This window comes from Pseudomonas sp. R4-15 (assembly GCF_055768815.1).
In genome coordinates, this window is the sequence record NZ_CM147293.1 from 1,220,520 (window position 1) to 1,235,914 (window position 15,395).

Annotated in this window: 13 protein-coding genes; 8 read left to right on the plus strand and 5 right to left on the minus strand. The window is 65.3% G+C overall.

What is annotated here, in order from left to right:
• Positions 1 to 138: 138 nt before the first annotated feature.
• A complete protein-coding gene (locus ACYRGX_RS05835) occupies positions 139 to 924 on the plus strand; it encodes an N-acetylmuramoyl-L-alanine amidase (RefSeq protein WP_473055666.1) in 786 nt (261 codons plus the stop codon).
• On the opposite strand, the gene ACYRGX_RS05840 is transcribed toward ACYRGX_RS05835, so the two are convergent.
• Together ACYRGX_RS05840 and algB are read right to left on the minus strand one after the other, a co-directional pair.
• Positions 921 to 2,681: an ATP-binding protein gene (locus tag ACYRGX_RS05840; protein WP_473055667.1), complete on the minus strand. Its 1,761-nt coding sequence runs from the start codon at positions 2,679 to 2,681 to the stop codon at positions 921 to 923. The genes ACYRGX_RS05835 and ACYRGX_RS05840 overlap by 4 nt on opposite strands.
• Positions 2,678 to 4,027, minus strand: a complete 1,350-nt coding sequence (algB, locus tag ACYRGX_RS05845; RefSeq protein ID WP_473055668.1) for a sigma-54-dependent response regulator transcription factor AlgB — start codon at positions 4,025 to 4,027, stop codon at positions 2,678 to 2,680. Before algB ends, ACYRGX_RS05840 begins: the two co-directional genes overlap by 4 nt.
• A 213-nt stretch (positions 4,028 to 4,240) precedes the next feature.
• Here algB and ACYRGX_RS05850 point away from each other — a divergent pair, with 213 nt between their 5' ends.
• From ACYRGX_RS05850 to ACYRGX_RS05870, 5 genes are all read left to right on the plus strand, one after another.
• Positions 4,241 to 4,672 carry a ferritin family protein gene (locus tag ACYRGX_RS05850; protein WP_473055669.1) on the plus strand — a complete coding sequence of 144 codons (432 nt, stop codon included), beginning with the start codon at positions 4,241 to 4,243 and terminating at the stop codon, positions 4,670 to 4,672.
• 188 nt (positions 4,673 to 4,860) lie between these two features.
• Positions 4,861 to 5,145 (plus strand): hypothetical protein, encoded by a 285-nt coding sequence (locus tag ACYRGX_RS05855; RefSeq protein WP_473055670.1) that lies wholly within the window; start codon positions 4,861 to 4,863, stop codon positions 5,143 to 5,145.
• A gap of 27 nt (positions 5,146 to 5,172) precedes the next feature.
• Positions 5,173 to 5,346 (plus strand): hypothetical protein, encoded by a 174-nt coding sequence (locus tag ACYRGX_RS05860; protein ID WP_473055671.1) that lies wholly within the window; start codon positions 5,173 to 5,175, stop codon positions 5,344 to 5,346.
• Between the two features lie 29 nt (positions 5,347 to 5,375).
• Positions 5,376 to 5,537, plus strand: coding sequence for a DUF1328 domain-containing protein (locus ACYRGX_RS05865; RefSeq protein WP_473055672.1), 162 nt, complete (start codon positions 5,376 to 5,378; stop codon positions 5,535 to 5,537).
• A gap of 218 nt (positions 5,538 to 5,755) precedes the next feature.
• The gene (locus ACYRGX_RS05870; protein WP_473055673.1) at positions 5,756 to 6,982 is read left to right on the plus strand and encodes a nucleoside recognition domain-containing protein; all 1,227 of its coding nucleotides are present in this window, start codon (positions 5,756 to 5,758) and stop codon (positions 6,980 to 6,982) included.
• A gap of 69 nt (positions 6,983 to 7,051) precedes the next feature.
• Here ACYRGX_RS05870 and ACYRGX_RS05875 read toward each other — a convergent pair whose 3' ends face one another.
• Both ACYRGX_RS05875 and ACYRGX_RS05880 read right to left on the minus strand, forming a co-directional pair.
• Positions 7,052 to 9,292: an EAL domain-containing protein gene (locus ACYRGX_RS05875; RefSeq protein ID WP_473055674.1), complete on the minus strand. Its 2,241-nt coding sequence runs from the start codon at positions 9,290 to 9,292 to the stop codon at positions 7,052 to 7,054.
• A 134-nt stretch (positions 9,293 to 9,426) separates the two neighbouring features.
• A complete protein-coding gene (locus tag ACYRGX_RS05880) occupies positions 9,427 to 9,744 on the minus strand; it encodes a hypothetical protein (protein ID WP_473055675.1) in 318 nt (105 codons plus the stop codon).
• A 215-nt stretch (positions 9,745 to 9,959) separates the two neighbouring features.
• On the opposite strand from ACYRGX_RS05880, the gene ACYRGX_RS05885 reads away from it, so the two are divergent.
• Positions 9,960 to 10,928 (plus strand): TAXI family TRAP transporter solute-binding subunit, encoded by a 969-nt coding sequence (locus ACYRGX_RS05885; RefSeq protein WP_473056638.1) that lies wholly within the window; start codon positions 9,960 to 9,962, stop codon positions 10,926 to 10,928.
• A 230-nt stretch (positions 10,929 to 11,158) separates the two neighbouring features.
• Complete coding sequence (locus ACYRGX_RS05890) at positions 11,159 to 13,708, plus strand: TRAP transporter permease (RefSeq protein ID WP_473055676.1); 2,550 nt, start codon at positions 11,159 to 11,161, stop codon at positions 13,706 to 13,708.
• Here ACYRGX_RS05890 and ACYRGX_RS05895 read toward each other — a convergent pair.
• The gene (locus ACYRGX_RS05895; RefSeq protein ID WP_473055677.1) at positions 13,656 to 15,332 is read right to left on the minus strand and encodes a Na/Pi cotransporter family protein; all 1,677 of its coding nucleotides are present in this window, start codon (positions 15,330 to 15,332) and stop codon (positions 13,656 to 13,658) included. The genes ACYRGX_RS05890 and ACYRGX_RS05895 overlap by 53 nt on opposite strands.
• Between the last annotated feature and the right edge of the window lie 63 nt (positions 15,333 to 15,395).

The following is a 15,395-nucleotide window of genomic DNA, read 5'->3' on the forward strand; positions in this document are numbered from 1 at the left end:
ACTGTGACTTCTGTAGCACGCGCCCCGTTCCGCTGTGCAGTTGGCGACCGACAGGTGGCGGGAAAAGCACATCGTGCGGTTGACGCCGCTGGACGATTCGGGCTCGATGAAGCGCGTTATTCCAGGTTCCGGTGACCAATGATCTTCCGTTGCTTCCTTTGCTTGTTCTTCACGACCCTGCTCGCAGGGTGCAGCCACGGCCTGCGAATCGACGACAGCCAGCACGCCCGTGGACAGAGCAGCCGCGTCGAGTACGTCGTGCTGCACTACACCTCGGCAGATCTGCCGCGTTCGCTGCAGTTGCTCACCCAAGGGGAGGTCAGCGCCCACTACTTGATCGCGGCGCAGCCGCCGACGGTCTATCGCCTGGTCGACGAGAATCGCCGCGCCTGGCATGCGGGCGAGAGCGAATGGCAAGGGCGTACCTGGCTCAACGCCAGCAGCATCGGCATCGAAATCGTCAATCCGGGCTATCGCGAGCTGCCGGATGGGACGCGCCAGTGGTATCCGTTCACCGAGGGGCAGATCGACGCGCTGGTCGTATTGCTCAAGGACATCGTCAAGCGCCATGACCTTCCGCTCGGGCGGATCATCGGTCACAGCGACATAGCGCCCCAGCGCAAGGTCGATCCGGGGCCGATGTTCCCCTGGCGGCGACTGGCGCAGGAGGGGCTGGTGCCCTGGCCTGACGCCGAGCGAGTCGCAGCGCATCTGCAGACCTTCAGCGCTCATCTGCCGGATATCCCCTGGTTCCAGGCGCAGTTGGCGAAACAGGGTTATGCGATCGAGCCCACCGCAGTGCTGGACGAGCAGACCCAGCGAGTCATCGCGGCCTTCCAGATGAAGTACCGCCCGCAACGCTTCGATGGCCAGCCCGACGCGCAGACCGCGGCGCTGTTGTTGGCCCTGAACGAAGCCGCCTAGACGGGGAGCGCCAGGTAGAACACCGTGCCCTCGCCCAGGCGCGAATGCACGCCAAGGCGTCCGCTGTGCAGGCGGACGATTTCCTTGCACAGGGCCAGGCCCAGGCCGGCGCCGCCCTGCTTGCGGCCGATCTGCACGAAGGGTTCGAAGATGCGCGCCTGCTGGCTGTAGGGAATGCCTTCACCGCTGTCTTCCACGGAGAGAATCACCCGATCGCCGTGGCGACGGCCCTGCAGGCGTATGCTGCCGCCGGCCGGTGTATAGCGCAGCGCATTGTCGAGCAGGTGGTCGAACACCCGTTCCATCTGCAAGGTGTCCAGTTGCAGGCGGGGCAAGGGTTCCTGAAAGTCCAGGACCAGCTCCACGCCCTTCTCGTGGGCCTGCTCCAGGTAGCGCTGGCGCGCCTCGATGAGCAGGTCGGCCGGTTCGCAGGGGCTGGGTTCGAGCTTTTGCTGGCCGCTCTGGTAGCGCGAGAAGTTCAGCAGGTCGTTGATCAGGCGAACCAGTCGGCGCATCTCTTCGTCGACGGTCTGCAGCAGGTCCGCTTCGCGGCTTTCGGCAGGGAAAACCACCCGCTCGCGCAGGAGGCCGAAGGCCATGTGCATGCCGGTGACCGGTGTGCGTAGCTCATGGGAGGCGCGCAGCACGAACTCGTTGCGGATACGATCGAAGGCACGCTGGCTGGTGACGTCGCGCAGTACCAGCACGGCTCCGATGATGCGTCCGTCGGCGTGACTGAAATTGCTCAGGCGCCAGGCCAGCAGGCGACTTTCTCCGCCGACTTCGATCTGCAGATCGTCTTGTGGGCCTTCCAGCGGCTGATCGGCGAGTACCTTGCCGACCGCCTCGTCGAGACGCGGGTCGTGGAGTGCCTCGCCCAGGGTCAGCCCGAGGTGCTCGCTGGTCCAGGCCAACTGCCGTTGCGCCACCGGGTTGGTGTGCTCCAGGCGACCCTGGCGGTCGACGATCAGCAGGCCGTCGTCGATGCTGTCGAGCAGTGCCTGCAGGCGCTGTTGCCCGCTGCGCAGGGCCTCTACGTTGGTTTCCTCGAAACTGCGCAATGCTTCGGTCATCAGGCCGAAACGGCGGATCAACAGTGCCAGCTCGGAGATCGGCGATACCGGTAGGACCACGTTGAAATCGCCGCGTCCGACCTGGTCGGCGGCATGCGCCAGGCGCTCGATCGGGGCACCGAAGCGGCTGGCAAAATTCTGCGCGGTGATGAAACCGACCAGCAACACCGCGACCCCCACCACGCCGAGCAGGCCGGCGATCAGCAGTGAGGTCTCCCGTCGCTCGCGGTCACCCACGGCTATGCGTCTGAGTGCGTCCTCCTGCATTTCGACCAACTGGCCGCGCAAGGTCTTGAAGGCCTGGTCGTTCTTCGAGTCGAGGCTCCCCTGGTGCAGCGCGTTCCGCCATTCGGCGAAGGCCCTGGCGACCTGCTCGTAAGCCGCGTGGGCTTGTGGGGCTTGATTCTGCTGTGCGCTCTGCAACTGCGTGGCGAAGGAGTCCAGTAGCGGTTGCAACGCTTCGACTTCGGCGCCATCGCCGAGCAGCGCCAACTGGTCGCCGAGGTTGCGTCGCAGCGCCTGGTTGGCGTCGACGATGGCGAAGTTGTCGCGAAACAGTTGCTCCTGACCGGTGGCCATCTGCAACACGCTGAACAGTCCGAGCAGCAGCCCCAGCAGGGCGACGGCCATCAGCGAGGAGATGGCCAGGAAAAGCCGCGTGCGCAGCTTCATCTGGGTCTTCATAGGTTGTATTGCTTACGTTTTCGGTAAAGGGTGGAGGCATCGATGCCGAGGGTGCGCGCGGCCTGGTCGAGGGTCTCGCTGGAGGCCATCACGGCGGCGATGTGGGCCTTTTCCAGGGCCTCCAGGCTCAGCGCCTCGCCGATGCGCGGGGCGCCGCTGGGGCCCTCGCTCTGGCTGCCGAGGCCGAGTTGCGCGGTATCCACCCGTTCGTGCGGGCAGATGATGCTGGCGCGTTCGATGACGTTACGCAGTTCGCGCACATTGCCCGGCCAGGGATAGGCGATCAGCGCGCGCATGGCCTCTTCGGTGAAGCCGCGGGCAGGGCGTCCGTAACTCTTGACGAATTGCGAGAGAAAACGCTCGGCCAGGGTGTCGATGTCCTCGGGTCGCTGGCGCAGTGGTGGCAATTTCAGGGTGATGACGTTGAGGCGGTAGAGCAGGTCCTCGCGGAACTCACCATTGCGCACCATTTCCTCGAGGTTGGCGTTGGTCGCCGCGAGGATGCGCACGTCGGCGCGGCGCGTCACCGGGTCGCCGATGCGTTCGTATTCCTTGTCCTGGATGAAGCGCAGCAATTTGGGTTGCAGGGCCAGCGGGAAGTCACCGATCTCGTCGAGGAACAGCGTGCCGCCGTCGGCCTGGCTGACGCGGCCCAGCGTATTCTCGGTGGCGCCGGTGAACGAGCCGCGGTTGTGGCCGAACAGCTCGCTTTCCATCAGCTCGGCCGAAAGCGACGGGCAGTTGATGGTCACCTGCGGCTTCTTGGCGCGACGGCTCCAACCATGGATGGCGCGGGCCAGTTCGCCTTTGCCGGTACCGGATTCGCCGAGAATGAGGATGTTGGCGTCGGTGTCGGCCACCTGGCGGGCGGTCTCCAGGACCGACATCATCGCCGGACTGTTGGAGCCGATGCCGTTGGCCTGCGGACGAACCTCTCCCTCCAGGGCTTCCAGGCGCGCCGCCAGTTGGCGAATCTCCAGTTGCTTGGAGGCGGCCATGCGCAGTTGGTCGGGGCTGCAGGGCTTGACCAGATAGTCGGCGGCGCCCATCTGCATCGCGTCCACCGCGCTGTCCACCGCCGAGTGCGCGGTGACGATCACCACGCGCATCCAGGGCGCCTGCACCTTCATCTGTTGCAGCACGTCGAGACCGTTCTCGTCGCCCAAGCGCAGGTCGAGGAAGCAAAGGTCGAACACCTGCCGTTGCAGCAGGTTCTCCGCCTGGGCGGAGCTTGCCGCAGTGGACACGCTATAGCCTTCGTCCTCCAGGCAATAACGGAAGGTGCGCAGGATTGCCGCCTCGTCGTCCACCAGCAGGATGCGTCCACTGGCCTTCGTCTCTTCCATTGCCTTCTCCATCGGAATTGCCTCGACGCTCGGGCGAGCGCTGCGAATCTTAGTCAGGGAATTATCTTGCAAGTTGCACGGCGGAGCACGCGTCATCCTGCAAGCTGCAAGATCGATGACTCTCTAATTCTTTCAAATAATTGATTATTAAGGATTTTATGTCTGGCATGAGGGTTGCGGGATTTATTCGGTATCCATTCAAGGAGCCTCGACATGTCCCGCGATCACACCCTCGACCTGTTGCTCAGCGACACCCGCAGTGGTGCCTCCCTCTATCAGCGCGCCGCCCAGCACCTGGATGATCCGGCGCTCAGCGCATTGCTGCTCGACTTGCAGGAGCGCCACCAGCGCATTGGTGAAGCCTTGGCCATCAAGCGGGACGCCGGCTCCGGCCGGGGGGAAGTGCAGACGCCAGACTGGGGTAAGGGCTTGCTCGAAAGTTTCGAAGACCTGCGCCTGCGGCTTGCGGGGGAGGATCGACAGGCCTGGCTGGAGCGCTTGGCGCGCTATGAAGCGCATCTGATCGAGGCCTATGAAGGGGCCAGTGCCGAGGCCGATGCCGGCCTTCAGGCGTTGTTGGGCGTGGAGTTGCCGAAGCTGCGCCAGTGCCTGCGTGAACTGCGCGCGGCGGGAGCAGGAGTTTGATATTGCAAAACGCACGACCGCCACAGGCGCATCGTGCAGATTACCCGTCCAAAGCCGTGCGGTGTCTATACTAAGTTATTGAAAATAAAGGATTTATTTTTATTATCTGGCCTGGCACGGGCCCTGCAATATCTCTTGCAAGCATCGATAAACCGGCTGCTGTGACAGCCCATCCGGAGGACTTAAGGATGAATCGCACACTCAAGACTCAGTTGTTCCAAGCGGTATTTGCCGTGGCTGCCCTGGGCGCTTTGCAGATGTTCGAGACCTCCAGCCTCAAGGATTCGCCGGTCACCGCTTACGAAGGCGAACGCATCGTCATGCAGCAGCAGGGCGCGATGACCCTCCCGGCCCCCGCCGCGCGCACGCCGGCGTACGGTGTAGCGCGAATTCGTCCGGCCAATGAGCCTGAGGTGACGCCGCAGCCCCAGGCCTGGGATCGCCTGCCGCAGCAACAGACCTTCGTTTTCTAAGAGTCGCCAACCGTGGGAGACCAGCTCATGTGGATATTCGCCTGTTCCATGCTCGCGCTGCTGCTGCTGGCCAGCATGCTGTGTTCGGCCTTGGTGATCGGTCAGGCCCTGCTTGAGAGTCACTACATCCGTGGCGACGACGACCCTCAAAACGAACCCCTTAACCCGCACGTGGGCGATCTGATCGCTGCACGCCGCTAGACGAGAAAACCAGAAGAGAGGTAACCGCCATGCTCAGTTGGGCCATCACATTCCTGATCATCGCCATCATCGCCGGTGTACTCGGCTTCGGTGGTATCGCAGGCACCGCGACCGGTATCGCCAAGATACTGTTCATCCTGTTCCTGATCCTCTTCGTCGCATCGTTCATTTTCGGGCGCATGCGTCGATAGGCGGGTACTCGCGCCGCAGGGCGCAGGACCAAGGGGCCGGGATGTTCTAGACAGGAAGTCAGGAACGACCCGAGGGTACAGGGGGTACCTTCGCCAGTGCGGGCCGGGTCTAGCTGAAAGGGCCGTGGACGAGTGAGATCGTCCACGGCCCTTTCGTATGCGCGCCAAGCAGGCGCACAGCCGGTATCATCGGCGACTCCCGACCGATGGAGACCGTCATGCTCAATGGCTTGTGGCTCGCTTTCTTTCTCGTCGCCGCGGCCAGTGCGCTGCTGCGCTGGATCGGTGGCGACCCGGACGTGTTCGCAGCCGTGGTGGAGAGCCTGTTCGGGATGGCCAAGCTGTCGGTCGAGGTGATGATCGTGCTGTTCGGCACACTCACCCTCTGGCTGGGCTTTCTGCGCATCGCCGAGCGTGCCGGGCTGGTGGATGCCTTGGCTCGACTGCTCGGACCGCTGTTCGCCCGGCTGATGCCCGAGGTGCCGCGCAATCATCCGGCGCTGGGGTTGATCACCCTCAACTTCGCCGCCAACGGCCTGGGCCTGGACAATGCCGCCACGCCCATCGGCCTGAAGGCCATGCGCGAGTTGCAGTCGCTCAATCCGCGTAGTGACACCGCGAGCAACGCGCAGATTCTCTTTCTCGTGCTCAATGCCTCTTCATTGACCCTGTTGCCGGTCTCCATCTTCATGTACCGCCTCCAGCAGGGCGCCCAGGATCCGGCGCTGGTATTCCTGCCGATCCTGTTGGCCACCAGTGCTTCGAGTCTTGCCGGGCTGCTGGCGGTGGCGCTGGTGCAGCGCCTGCGCCTGTGGGACCCGGTGGTGCTCGCCTACCTGCTTCCCGCTGCACTCGGACTGGCGGCGTTCATGGCGCTGCTCGGCAGCCTGTCGGCGGCGGCGCTGTCGTCACTCTCCTCGCTGTTGGGCAACCTCACCCTGTTCGGTCTGATCCTGGCCTTCCTGGTCGCCGGTGCGCTGCGTCGAGTACCGGTCTACGAGGCCTTCGTGGAGGGCGCCAAGGAAGGTTTCGACGTAGCCCGCAGCCTGCTGCCCTACCTGGTGGCGATGCTGTGTGCGGTGGGGGTGCTGCGCGCCTCCGGCGCCCTGGACTATGGGCTGGACGGCATTCGCTGGGTGGTCGAGAGCCTCGGCTGGGACAGCCGTTTCGTCGAGGCCCTGCCCACCGCGCTGGTCAAGCCCTTTTCCGGCAGCGCGGCGCGAGCGATGTTGATCGAGACCATGCAGAGCCAGGGCGTGGACAGCTTTCCCGCGCTGCTCGCGGCGACCGTGCAGGGCAGCACGGAGACGACCTTCTATGTGGTGGCGGTGTATTTCGGCGCCGTGGGCATCCAGCGCGTACGCCATGCGGTTGGCTGCGCGCTGGTCGCCGACCTGGCTGGGGTTCTGGCGGCGATTGGGGTCTGCTACTGGTTCTTCGGCTAGGGGCGATGAGGCCTAGGGCGGGCGATGGCGGCCCGTGCGCCCCGCTACCGCCAGCCGGGGCGCCGTCGTTCAGGATCTGTGTGCGGTCTCCGGCAACAGGCACCATTGGCCCTCGAACGGATCGCTGCCGTCGAACAGGCGTTCCAGTTGCGATGCGGGGCGGGGCCGGCTGAACCAGTAGCCCTGGGCCAGGGGGCAGCCTTCCTGTTGCAGGAAGTTCAACTGGCGCTCGGTCTCGACGCCCTCGGCCACCACTTGCAGGTGCAGGCTCTTGCCCAGGCCGATGATGGCGCGGGCGATGGCGGTGAGCTCCGGATGATCGGGCACGCCATCGATGAAGCTCTTGTCGACCTTGATGGTGTCCAGCGGAAAACGCTTGAGGTAGCCGAGCGAGCAATAGCCGGTGCCGAAGTCATCCAGCGCCAGGCGCACACCGAGGCTGGAAATCTCGCGCAGGATCGAGAGGTTCTCGGCACTGTCTTCCATCAGCAGGCTTTCGGTGATCTCCAGGGTCAGGCTCGCCGGCGGAAGGCCGCTTTCCATCAATGCATCGGTCAGTTGGGTCACGAAGTCGGCCTGCTGCAACTGGCGACTGGAGATGTTCACCGAGCAGCGCAGTTGGGTTTGTCCGGCCAGTTGCCAGGCGCGCGTCTGCTGGCAGGCCTGGCGCAGTACCCAGTCGCCGACGCGGACGATCTCGCCGGACTCCTCCAGCGACGGGATGAATTCGGCGGGAGAGATCACCCGGCCCTCGTGGCGCCAGCGCAGCAGCGCTTCCACCGCTTGCAGGTGAGGGCGTCCCTCCTCGATACGGCAGATCGGTTGGTAGTAAACCTCGAATTCGCCCTGGGATTGAGCGCGCGCCAAGGCGCTCTCCAGGGCGAGCTGGCGCTGCGCGGCCAGTTGCAGCTCGTCGCTGTAGCGGGCGAACTGCGCCTTTCCGGCGGCCTTGGCGCGATACAGTGCGAGATCGGCGGCCTGTAGCACGTCGAGGCTGTGGCCGTGGTCCTCGAGGGTGGCGATGCCAATGCTGGCCGTGACCACCAGGGTATGTTCGCGCAGGTGCAAGGGCTGCTGCAGCGCCTCGAGCATGCGCAGGGCCACCTGCTCGGCGTCGCTCTGGCGTGCCATGTCGTCGAGCAGCGCGACGAATTCGTCGCCGCCGAAGCGCACCAGGTGATCGCCCGGGCGCAGGCAGCGACTCAGGCGCTCGGCCACCTCGACCAGTACCAGGTCGCCGGCGGCGTGCCCCATGCTGTCGTTGATCAGCTTGAAACGGTCGAGATCGACGAAGAGCAGGGCGCTTTGCCGGGCGCCGGCCTTGCGCAGGCGCGCCAATGCCTGCTGCAGCAACTCGTCCAGGCGCGTGCGGTTGGCCAGCCCGGTGAGCGGGTCGTGGCGGGCGGCATGCCGCAACTGGATGTCGGCGGCGACCTTGTGGCTGATATCGGTCTGCGAACCTGCCAGGCGCAGGCTGCCGTCATCGTCGCGCTCGGCCACCCCGCGGACCAGCACCCAGGCATAGTCGCCGGCCCGTCGGCGGATGCGGTACTCATGGTTCAGCCAGGGCGTCTCACCGCGCAGGTGGCGGTCGATGGCCTGGCGCAGTTCACGGAAATCGTCGGGATGCACGCGACTGAACCAGGCGCCGCTATTGCCGCTCAGTTCGTCGCGTTTCAGGCCGAGCATGCCGGCCCAGCGATCGGAGCAGTACAGCCGATCGTGCTCCACGTCCCATTCCCAGATACCGTCGTTGGCGCCCCGCAGCGCACGGCGGAAGCGCGCCTCGCTGTGCTCCAGCGCCTGGCGCTGGGCCGCGCTGTAGGTGTCTATGGCCAGCGCCATGTCGAAGAACACCGCCTTGAGCAGGCTGGCGTAGATGGTGCGCTCCGGAGACGCCTCGACCAATGTCTCGAGCATGTCCGAGAGGTACATGCGATAGGCGCCCAGGTACCAGGGCAGCTCGATACCGACGCGCTCGTGGACCACGCCGATAGCCAGCCGCTCGCGCGCGTAAGTGAGGTCGTAGGGGCCTTCCCAGAGCTTGCGGTAGTAGCTGTTCTGCGAGCGCTTCAGGCGTACCAGACGCTCTGGGTCGCATATGAGGCCGGCGGTCGGGGCGAAGGCGCCAAGGTGCTCGTAGAGGCGTTCGACGAACGCGGCGTGAGCCTCCTGCATGTGCGGGGCATGCGACTGCAGGCGTTCTGCGTCGGCCTCGCTCCACTGCAGAAAGTCGCGACGTGCCTGTATTTCCTGCGAGCCTAGCGCCAATCGATCGATCAGCGCATCAAGGTCCTTTGCGGCGGCCATTGCATCCTTCCTCAGGCAAGACGATGAGACGTGCACGCCCGCGCCCAAAGGGCTGGCGTGCCACGCTTCGTCTTTCAGGCCCGGATGTCCTGACCGGCAAAGCCGTTCCCGCGCGTCGCGGAACAAAAGAGACCTTAGCTTAATCGAGAATCCTGCGACAACTCGTCCAAAAGTCGCGCCAGGCGGCGGCGCAGTTCACCCAGTTCGCGCGAGCGAAAGGCGTGGCGGGTGCGCTCGAGCAACTCCACCGCGTCGCTCAATGCCGCCTGCACCCGCGCCGGATCGTTCAGCGCTCGCTCGTCGAGCCAGCGGCAGGCCGGCGCCAACTGGCAGTCCATGGGACGCTCGAGCAACTGGCAGCCCAGTTGGCCGTCCGCGATCAATTGCCGTAGCCGGGTCTTGTCCTGAACGTCGGCTCGGGCCAGGAGGAGGTTCTGGAATTGGCATTCCATGGGCGGCTCGAGTGATGGCGAAGAGATGGCTAGTATGCCCGGTGTACCACGCGGGCCGTTGACACCAGTCATCAGCTGGTGACGCGCTGCGAGCCCATCTTGTCGCGGGCCTGGATGTTTCCGGCTAGGCTTGCCGGTACAGTCCTGCGTTCGTTCAGCTACCGTTCCAGGAGCTGCGCGATCATTCATAGAAGAAGAAGGAGTCAACCTTGAGCATGAAAGGAAAATCCCTCATATGCGGCCTGTCCGCTGCACTGGCCCTTTCTCTGGGTGGTATCGCCCAGGCCCAGGAGCGTTTCATCACCATCGGCACCGGTGGTCAGACCGGCGTCTACTACGTAGCGGGCCAATCCATCTGCCGTTTCGTCAATCGCTCGGCGGGCGAGCATGGCGTCAAATGCAACGCGCCGGCCAGTGGCGGCGGCGTAGCCAACGTCAATGGCCTGCGCAGTGGCGAGTTCAACTTCGGCATCATGCAGTCGGATCACCAGTACAAGGCCATGAAGGGGCTGGCGCCGTTCGAGGCCCAAGGCCCCATGGACGACCTGCGCGCGGTGTTCTCGCTGCAGAGCGAAGTGTTCACCATCCTCGCGCGGCGTGACGCCAACATCGAGACGTTCGATGACCTCAAGGGCAAGCGCGTGAACATCGGCAACCCGGGCTCCGGGCAGCGCGATACCCTCGAGGAAATCATGGCGGTCAAGGGTTGGGATCGCTCCGTGTTCGCCCTCGCCGCCGAGCTCAAGCCGGCCGAGCAGGCCAGCGCGCTGGGTGACAACAACATCGACGCCATGACCTACTTCGTCGGCCATCCCAACGGCGCCATCCAGGAAGCCACCACCACCGTCGACGCGGTGCTGGTGCCGGTGACCGGCCCGGAGATCGACAAGCTGCTGGCCGAGAAGACCTACTACACCAAGGCCGATATTCCCGGCGGCCTGTACAAGGGCAACGACGAGCCGACGCCGTCGATCGGTGGCAAGGCGGTGCTCTCCACCAGCGCCAAGACCGATCCCGAGGTCGTCTACCAGTTGGTCAAGGCGGTGTTCGACAACCTCGAGCGCTTCCAGCGCCTGCACCCTGCGTTCAAGGACCTCAAGGCCGAGGACATGATCAAGGTGGGCCTGACCGCGCCGCTGCACGAGGGCGCCGAGCGCTATTACAAGGAGCGTGGCTGGCTGTAAGAACCTGTTCACGATCTGCTGCGCGTCGGCTGTGCTGCGTTGAAGACAGGCTCGGAGCGCTGATTTACAGCGCGTAAATTCCGCCTCCTTGTCTGTTTTCTCGCACCGCTCCAGCTCGCGAGATCGTGATTAGGCTCTTAGGCCTCTACCGCGCTATCGCTAACGGAACCCGCGAGCCATCTTGGCCGCGGGTTCCGTCGTCTGTTGCCACTGCTACAAGGTAGCCCTTCATGTCCGAGAAGACCCTGTCCACCGAGGAACTGATCGCCCAGGATGTCGGCGCGCGCAGTCCCGCTGGTGCCATGGCGCATATCATCGCCGGGCTTGCGCTGCTCTGGTCGCTGTTCCAGTTGTGGATCGCCTCGCCACTGCCTTTCGTGCTCGGCTTCGGGGTGTTCAACAACACCGAGGCCCGCTCCATCCATCTGGCCTTCGCCCTGCTGCTGGCGTTTCTCGCCTACCCGGCCTTTCGTCGCTCGCCGCGCGACCGGGTGCCGCTGGCCGACATCGCGCTTGGCCTGCTCGCCGCGGCGTGCGCGGCTTACCTGTACATCTTCTACCAACAGTTGTCGCAGCGACCGGGGAGCCTGACCACCGCCGACCTGCTCGCCGCCTGTCTGGGCATCCCGCTGCTGCTGGAGGCCACGCGACGTGCGCTGGGCCCGGCGCTGGCGATCATTGCCCTGGTTTTCCTCTTCTACAGCCTGGCCGGGCCCTGGATGCCCAGCCTGCTGGCGCATCGCGGGGTCAGCTTCCACGCGCTGGCCAACCACCAGTGGATCACCACCGAAGGCGTGTTCGGCATCGCCCTGGGGGTCTCCACCAGTTTCGTGTTCCTCTTCGTGCTGTTCGGTGCGCTGCTCGAGCGTGCCGGCGCCGGTCACTACTTCATCCAGTTGGCCTTCAGCATGCTCGGTCACCTGCGCGGCGGGCCGGCCAAGGCGGCGGTGCTGTCCTCGGGACTGACCGGGATGATCTCCGGATCGTCGATCGCCAACGTGGTCACCACCGGTACCTTCACCATCCCGATGATGAAGCGCACCGGCTTCTCCGCGGAAAAGGCCGGTGCGGTCGAGGTGGCCTCCTCGGTCAACGGCCAGATCATGCCGCCGGTGATGGGCGCCGCGGCCTTCCTGATGGTCGAGTACATCGGCATGCCCTATGTCGAGGTGATCAAGCACGCCTTCCTGCCGGCGGCGATCTCCTACATCGCACTGCTCTACATCGTCCACCTGGAGGCCCTCAAGCTCGACCTGCAACCGATCGGTAGCGTGCAGCCCAAGCCCTGGCTGCGCCGGCTGACCGGTTTCGCCTTCGGCGTCGCGCTGATCTGCGGGCTCTCGCTGGTCGTCTACTACGGCCTGGGCTGGCTCAAGCCGGCGCTGGGCGAGTTCGCCCTGGAAGGCATTGGCCTGTTGCTGGCGCTGGTCTATCTCGGGCTGCTGAAGATCGCTGCCAGCGTTCCGGTGTTGCCGGCGGAAGATCCCGATGCGCCGCTCGAAGAGCTACCGCAGACCCGGGCGGTGCTGCTTTCCGGTTTGCACTTCCTGCTGCCGGTGGTGGTACTGGTCTGGTGCCTGATGGTCGAACGCCTGTCCCCCGGTCTGTCGGCCTTCTGGGGCAGCGTGATGCTGGTGATCATTCTGCTCACCCAGCGCCCGTTGCTGAGCTGGATGCGTCACGACGGCAGCCATGACCATGGCACCTTCAAGGACGGCGTGATCGACCTGCGCGAGGGCCTGATCGCCGGCGCGCGCAACATGATCGGCATCGGCATCGCCACCGCGGCGGCCGGGATCATCGTCGGCGCGGTGTCGCAGACCGGCGTCGGCCTGGTGCTGGCGGACCTGGTCGAGCTGCTGTCGATGGGCAACTTGCTGCTGATGCTGCTGCTAACGGCGGTCTTCAGCCTGATCCTCGGCATGGGCCTGCCGACCACCGCCAACTACATCGTGGTGTCCAGCCTGCTGGCGCCGGTGGTGGTGGCGCTGGGCGAGCAGAGCGGATTGATCGTGCCGCTGATCGCGGTGCATCTGTTCGTCTTCTACTTCGGCATCATGGCCGACGTCACGCCCCCGGTGGGGTTGGCTTCGTTCGCCGCGGCGGCGGTGTCCAAGGGCGATCCGATCAAGACCGGCCTGGTGGCGTTCTTCTACAGCCTGCGTACGGCTGCGCTGCCGTTCCTGTTCATTTTCAACACCGATCTGCTGCTGATCGACGTGGATTTCTGGCACGGCCTGCTGATCTTCGTCATCGCTACCGTGGCGATGCTGATCTTCGCCGCCGCGACCCAGGGCTTCTTCCTGGTGCGCAGCCGGTTCTACGAGAGCGCGCTGTTGCTGTTGGTCGCCTTCACCCTGTTCCGCCCGGGCTTCTGGCTGGACATGGTCGAGCCGCCGTTCCGCGATGTGCCGCCGGCGCAATTGGCGCAGGTGCTCGGCGAGGTACCCGCCGAGGAACCGTTGCGCCTGCGCGTGCGCGGCGAGGATGCGGTGGGCGACTCGCGCGAGTTCTCCATGCAGCTACCGGTGCCCGAGGGCGAAACCGGCGAGGCGCGCCTCGAAGCGCTGGGCTTGATGCTCTACGAGGACGACGGCAAGACCCTGGTCGACAGCGTCGGTTTCGGTAGCCCAGCGGAGGCGGCCGGACTGCAGTTCGATCAGGAGATTCTCGCGGTGAGGGTGGCCAACGAGCGTCCGCCGAAGGAGCTGCTGTGGATTCCGGCGCTCATGCTGTTCGCTCTGGTGGTGTTCTTGCAGCGTCGGCGGCGTCCGAGCTGAGGCGTCGCTCCAGCTCGCCGGACTGTTCCAGCGCCGGATAGGCGGCGCTGCAGAACAGCGAGTTGAGTCGCTTCATGTCGGTAATCAGCTCCAGATGCAGGGAGCTGGTTTCCAGACTCTGCGGTATCCGCTGGCCCAGGCGATCCACATGCGCCTGGGCCATGCGCCGCTCCTGCAGGCGGAACTTGCGTTTCTCGCGCAGCAGGCGCTCGGCGCCCTGGGCATCCTCGCCCATGAAGACCCCCAGCCCCAGGCGCAGGTTCGCGCTCAGCGCGGCATGCAATTCGCCGAGTTCGGCGAGGCCGTTATCGGAGAACTGGTGACGCCGCGAATGCTTGTGGTGCTGCAGCTTGTCGAGCATGTGCTCGATGATGTCGCCGGCGTGCTCCAGGTTCACCGCCATTTCCACGATCGAGGCCCAGCGGCGGTTTTCCGCGTCCGACATGGCCTCACGGGGTATCCGCGCCAGGTACAGCTTGACCGCGCCATACAGCGCATCGACGTCGTCGTCGCGGCGGTGAATACGCCGTCCCGGTTCGCGCTCGCCATAGCGCAGGACTTGCAGCAGGTCGTCCAGCATGCCCTCGACCAGGTCGCCCATGCGCAGGGTTTCGCGCACCGCCAGCGGCAGCGCCAGGGCCGGGCTCTCCAGGGCCGAGACGTCCAGATGTCGAGGCCGGGCCACGCCGTCCTGCTCGGCGCGATCGGGCAACAGGCGCAGGCACAGCCGCGCCATGGCGCGACAGGTGGGCAGCAGCAGCAGGCAACGCAGGCTGTTGTAGGCGAGGTGGAACCCGATCACCAGGGTCGCGGCGCCGTAGCCACTGCCGGCCATCCAGTTCTCCAGCGGCGGCAGCAGCGGCATCACCAGCAGCAGGCCGAGCAGCTTGTAGAGCAGGTTGCCCAGTGCCACCCGGCGCCCCGCCGGGCTCTGCGCGGCGCTGTTGAGGTAAGCCAGCAGGCCGCTGCCGATATTCGCCCCGACCACCAGGCCGATGGCCACGGGCAGGCCGATCATTCCGGCGCCGGCCAGGGTCGCGGTGAGCAACACGGCGGCGAGGCTGGAGTAGGTGAGCATGGCGAACACCGCGCCGACCAGCGCATCGAGCAGCAGGTCTCCGGTGAGCGAGGCAAACAGCACCTGCACGCCCTGGGACTCGGTGATCGGCTGCGCCGCGGCGACGATCAGCGACAGTGCCAGCAGGATCAGCCCGAGGCCGGTCAGCGTACGGCCGACCTGGCCCAGTCGGGTTTCCTTGCGCGAGAGGAACAGCAGCACGCCGGTGAAGATCAGCAGCGGTGACAGCCACGCCAGGTCGAGGGTCAGCACCCGTGCCATCAGCGCCGTTCCGACGTCGGCGCCGAGCATGATCGCCAGGGCGGGCGCTAGCCCCATCAAGCCCTGGGCAACGAAGGACGTCGCCAGCAAGGCGGTGGCGTTGCTGCTCTGCACCAGCGCGGTGACGCCGATGCCGGCGAGAAAGGCAACGAAGCGGTTGTCGATGCCGCGCGCCAGGGTCTGGCGCAGTTGCGAGCCGTAGACCCGCAGCACGCCGGTGCGCACGATGTGCGTGCCCCAGACCAGCAGGGCGATGGCCGATAGCAGATTGAGCAGGGTGAGCAACTGGGCAGCCTCCCTGGCAGGAACGTCGAGGTATTTATGACAGACCTGTGACGGCTTGTCGCG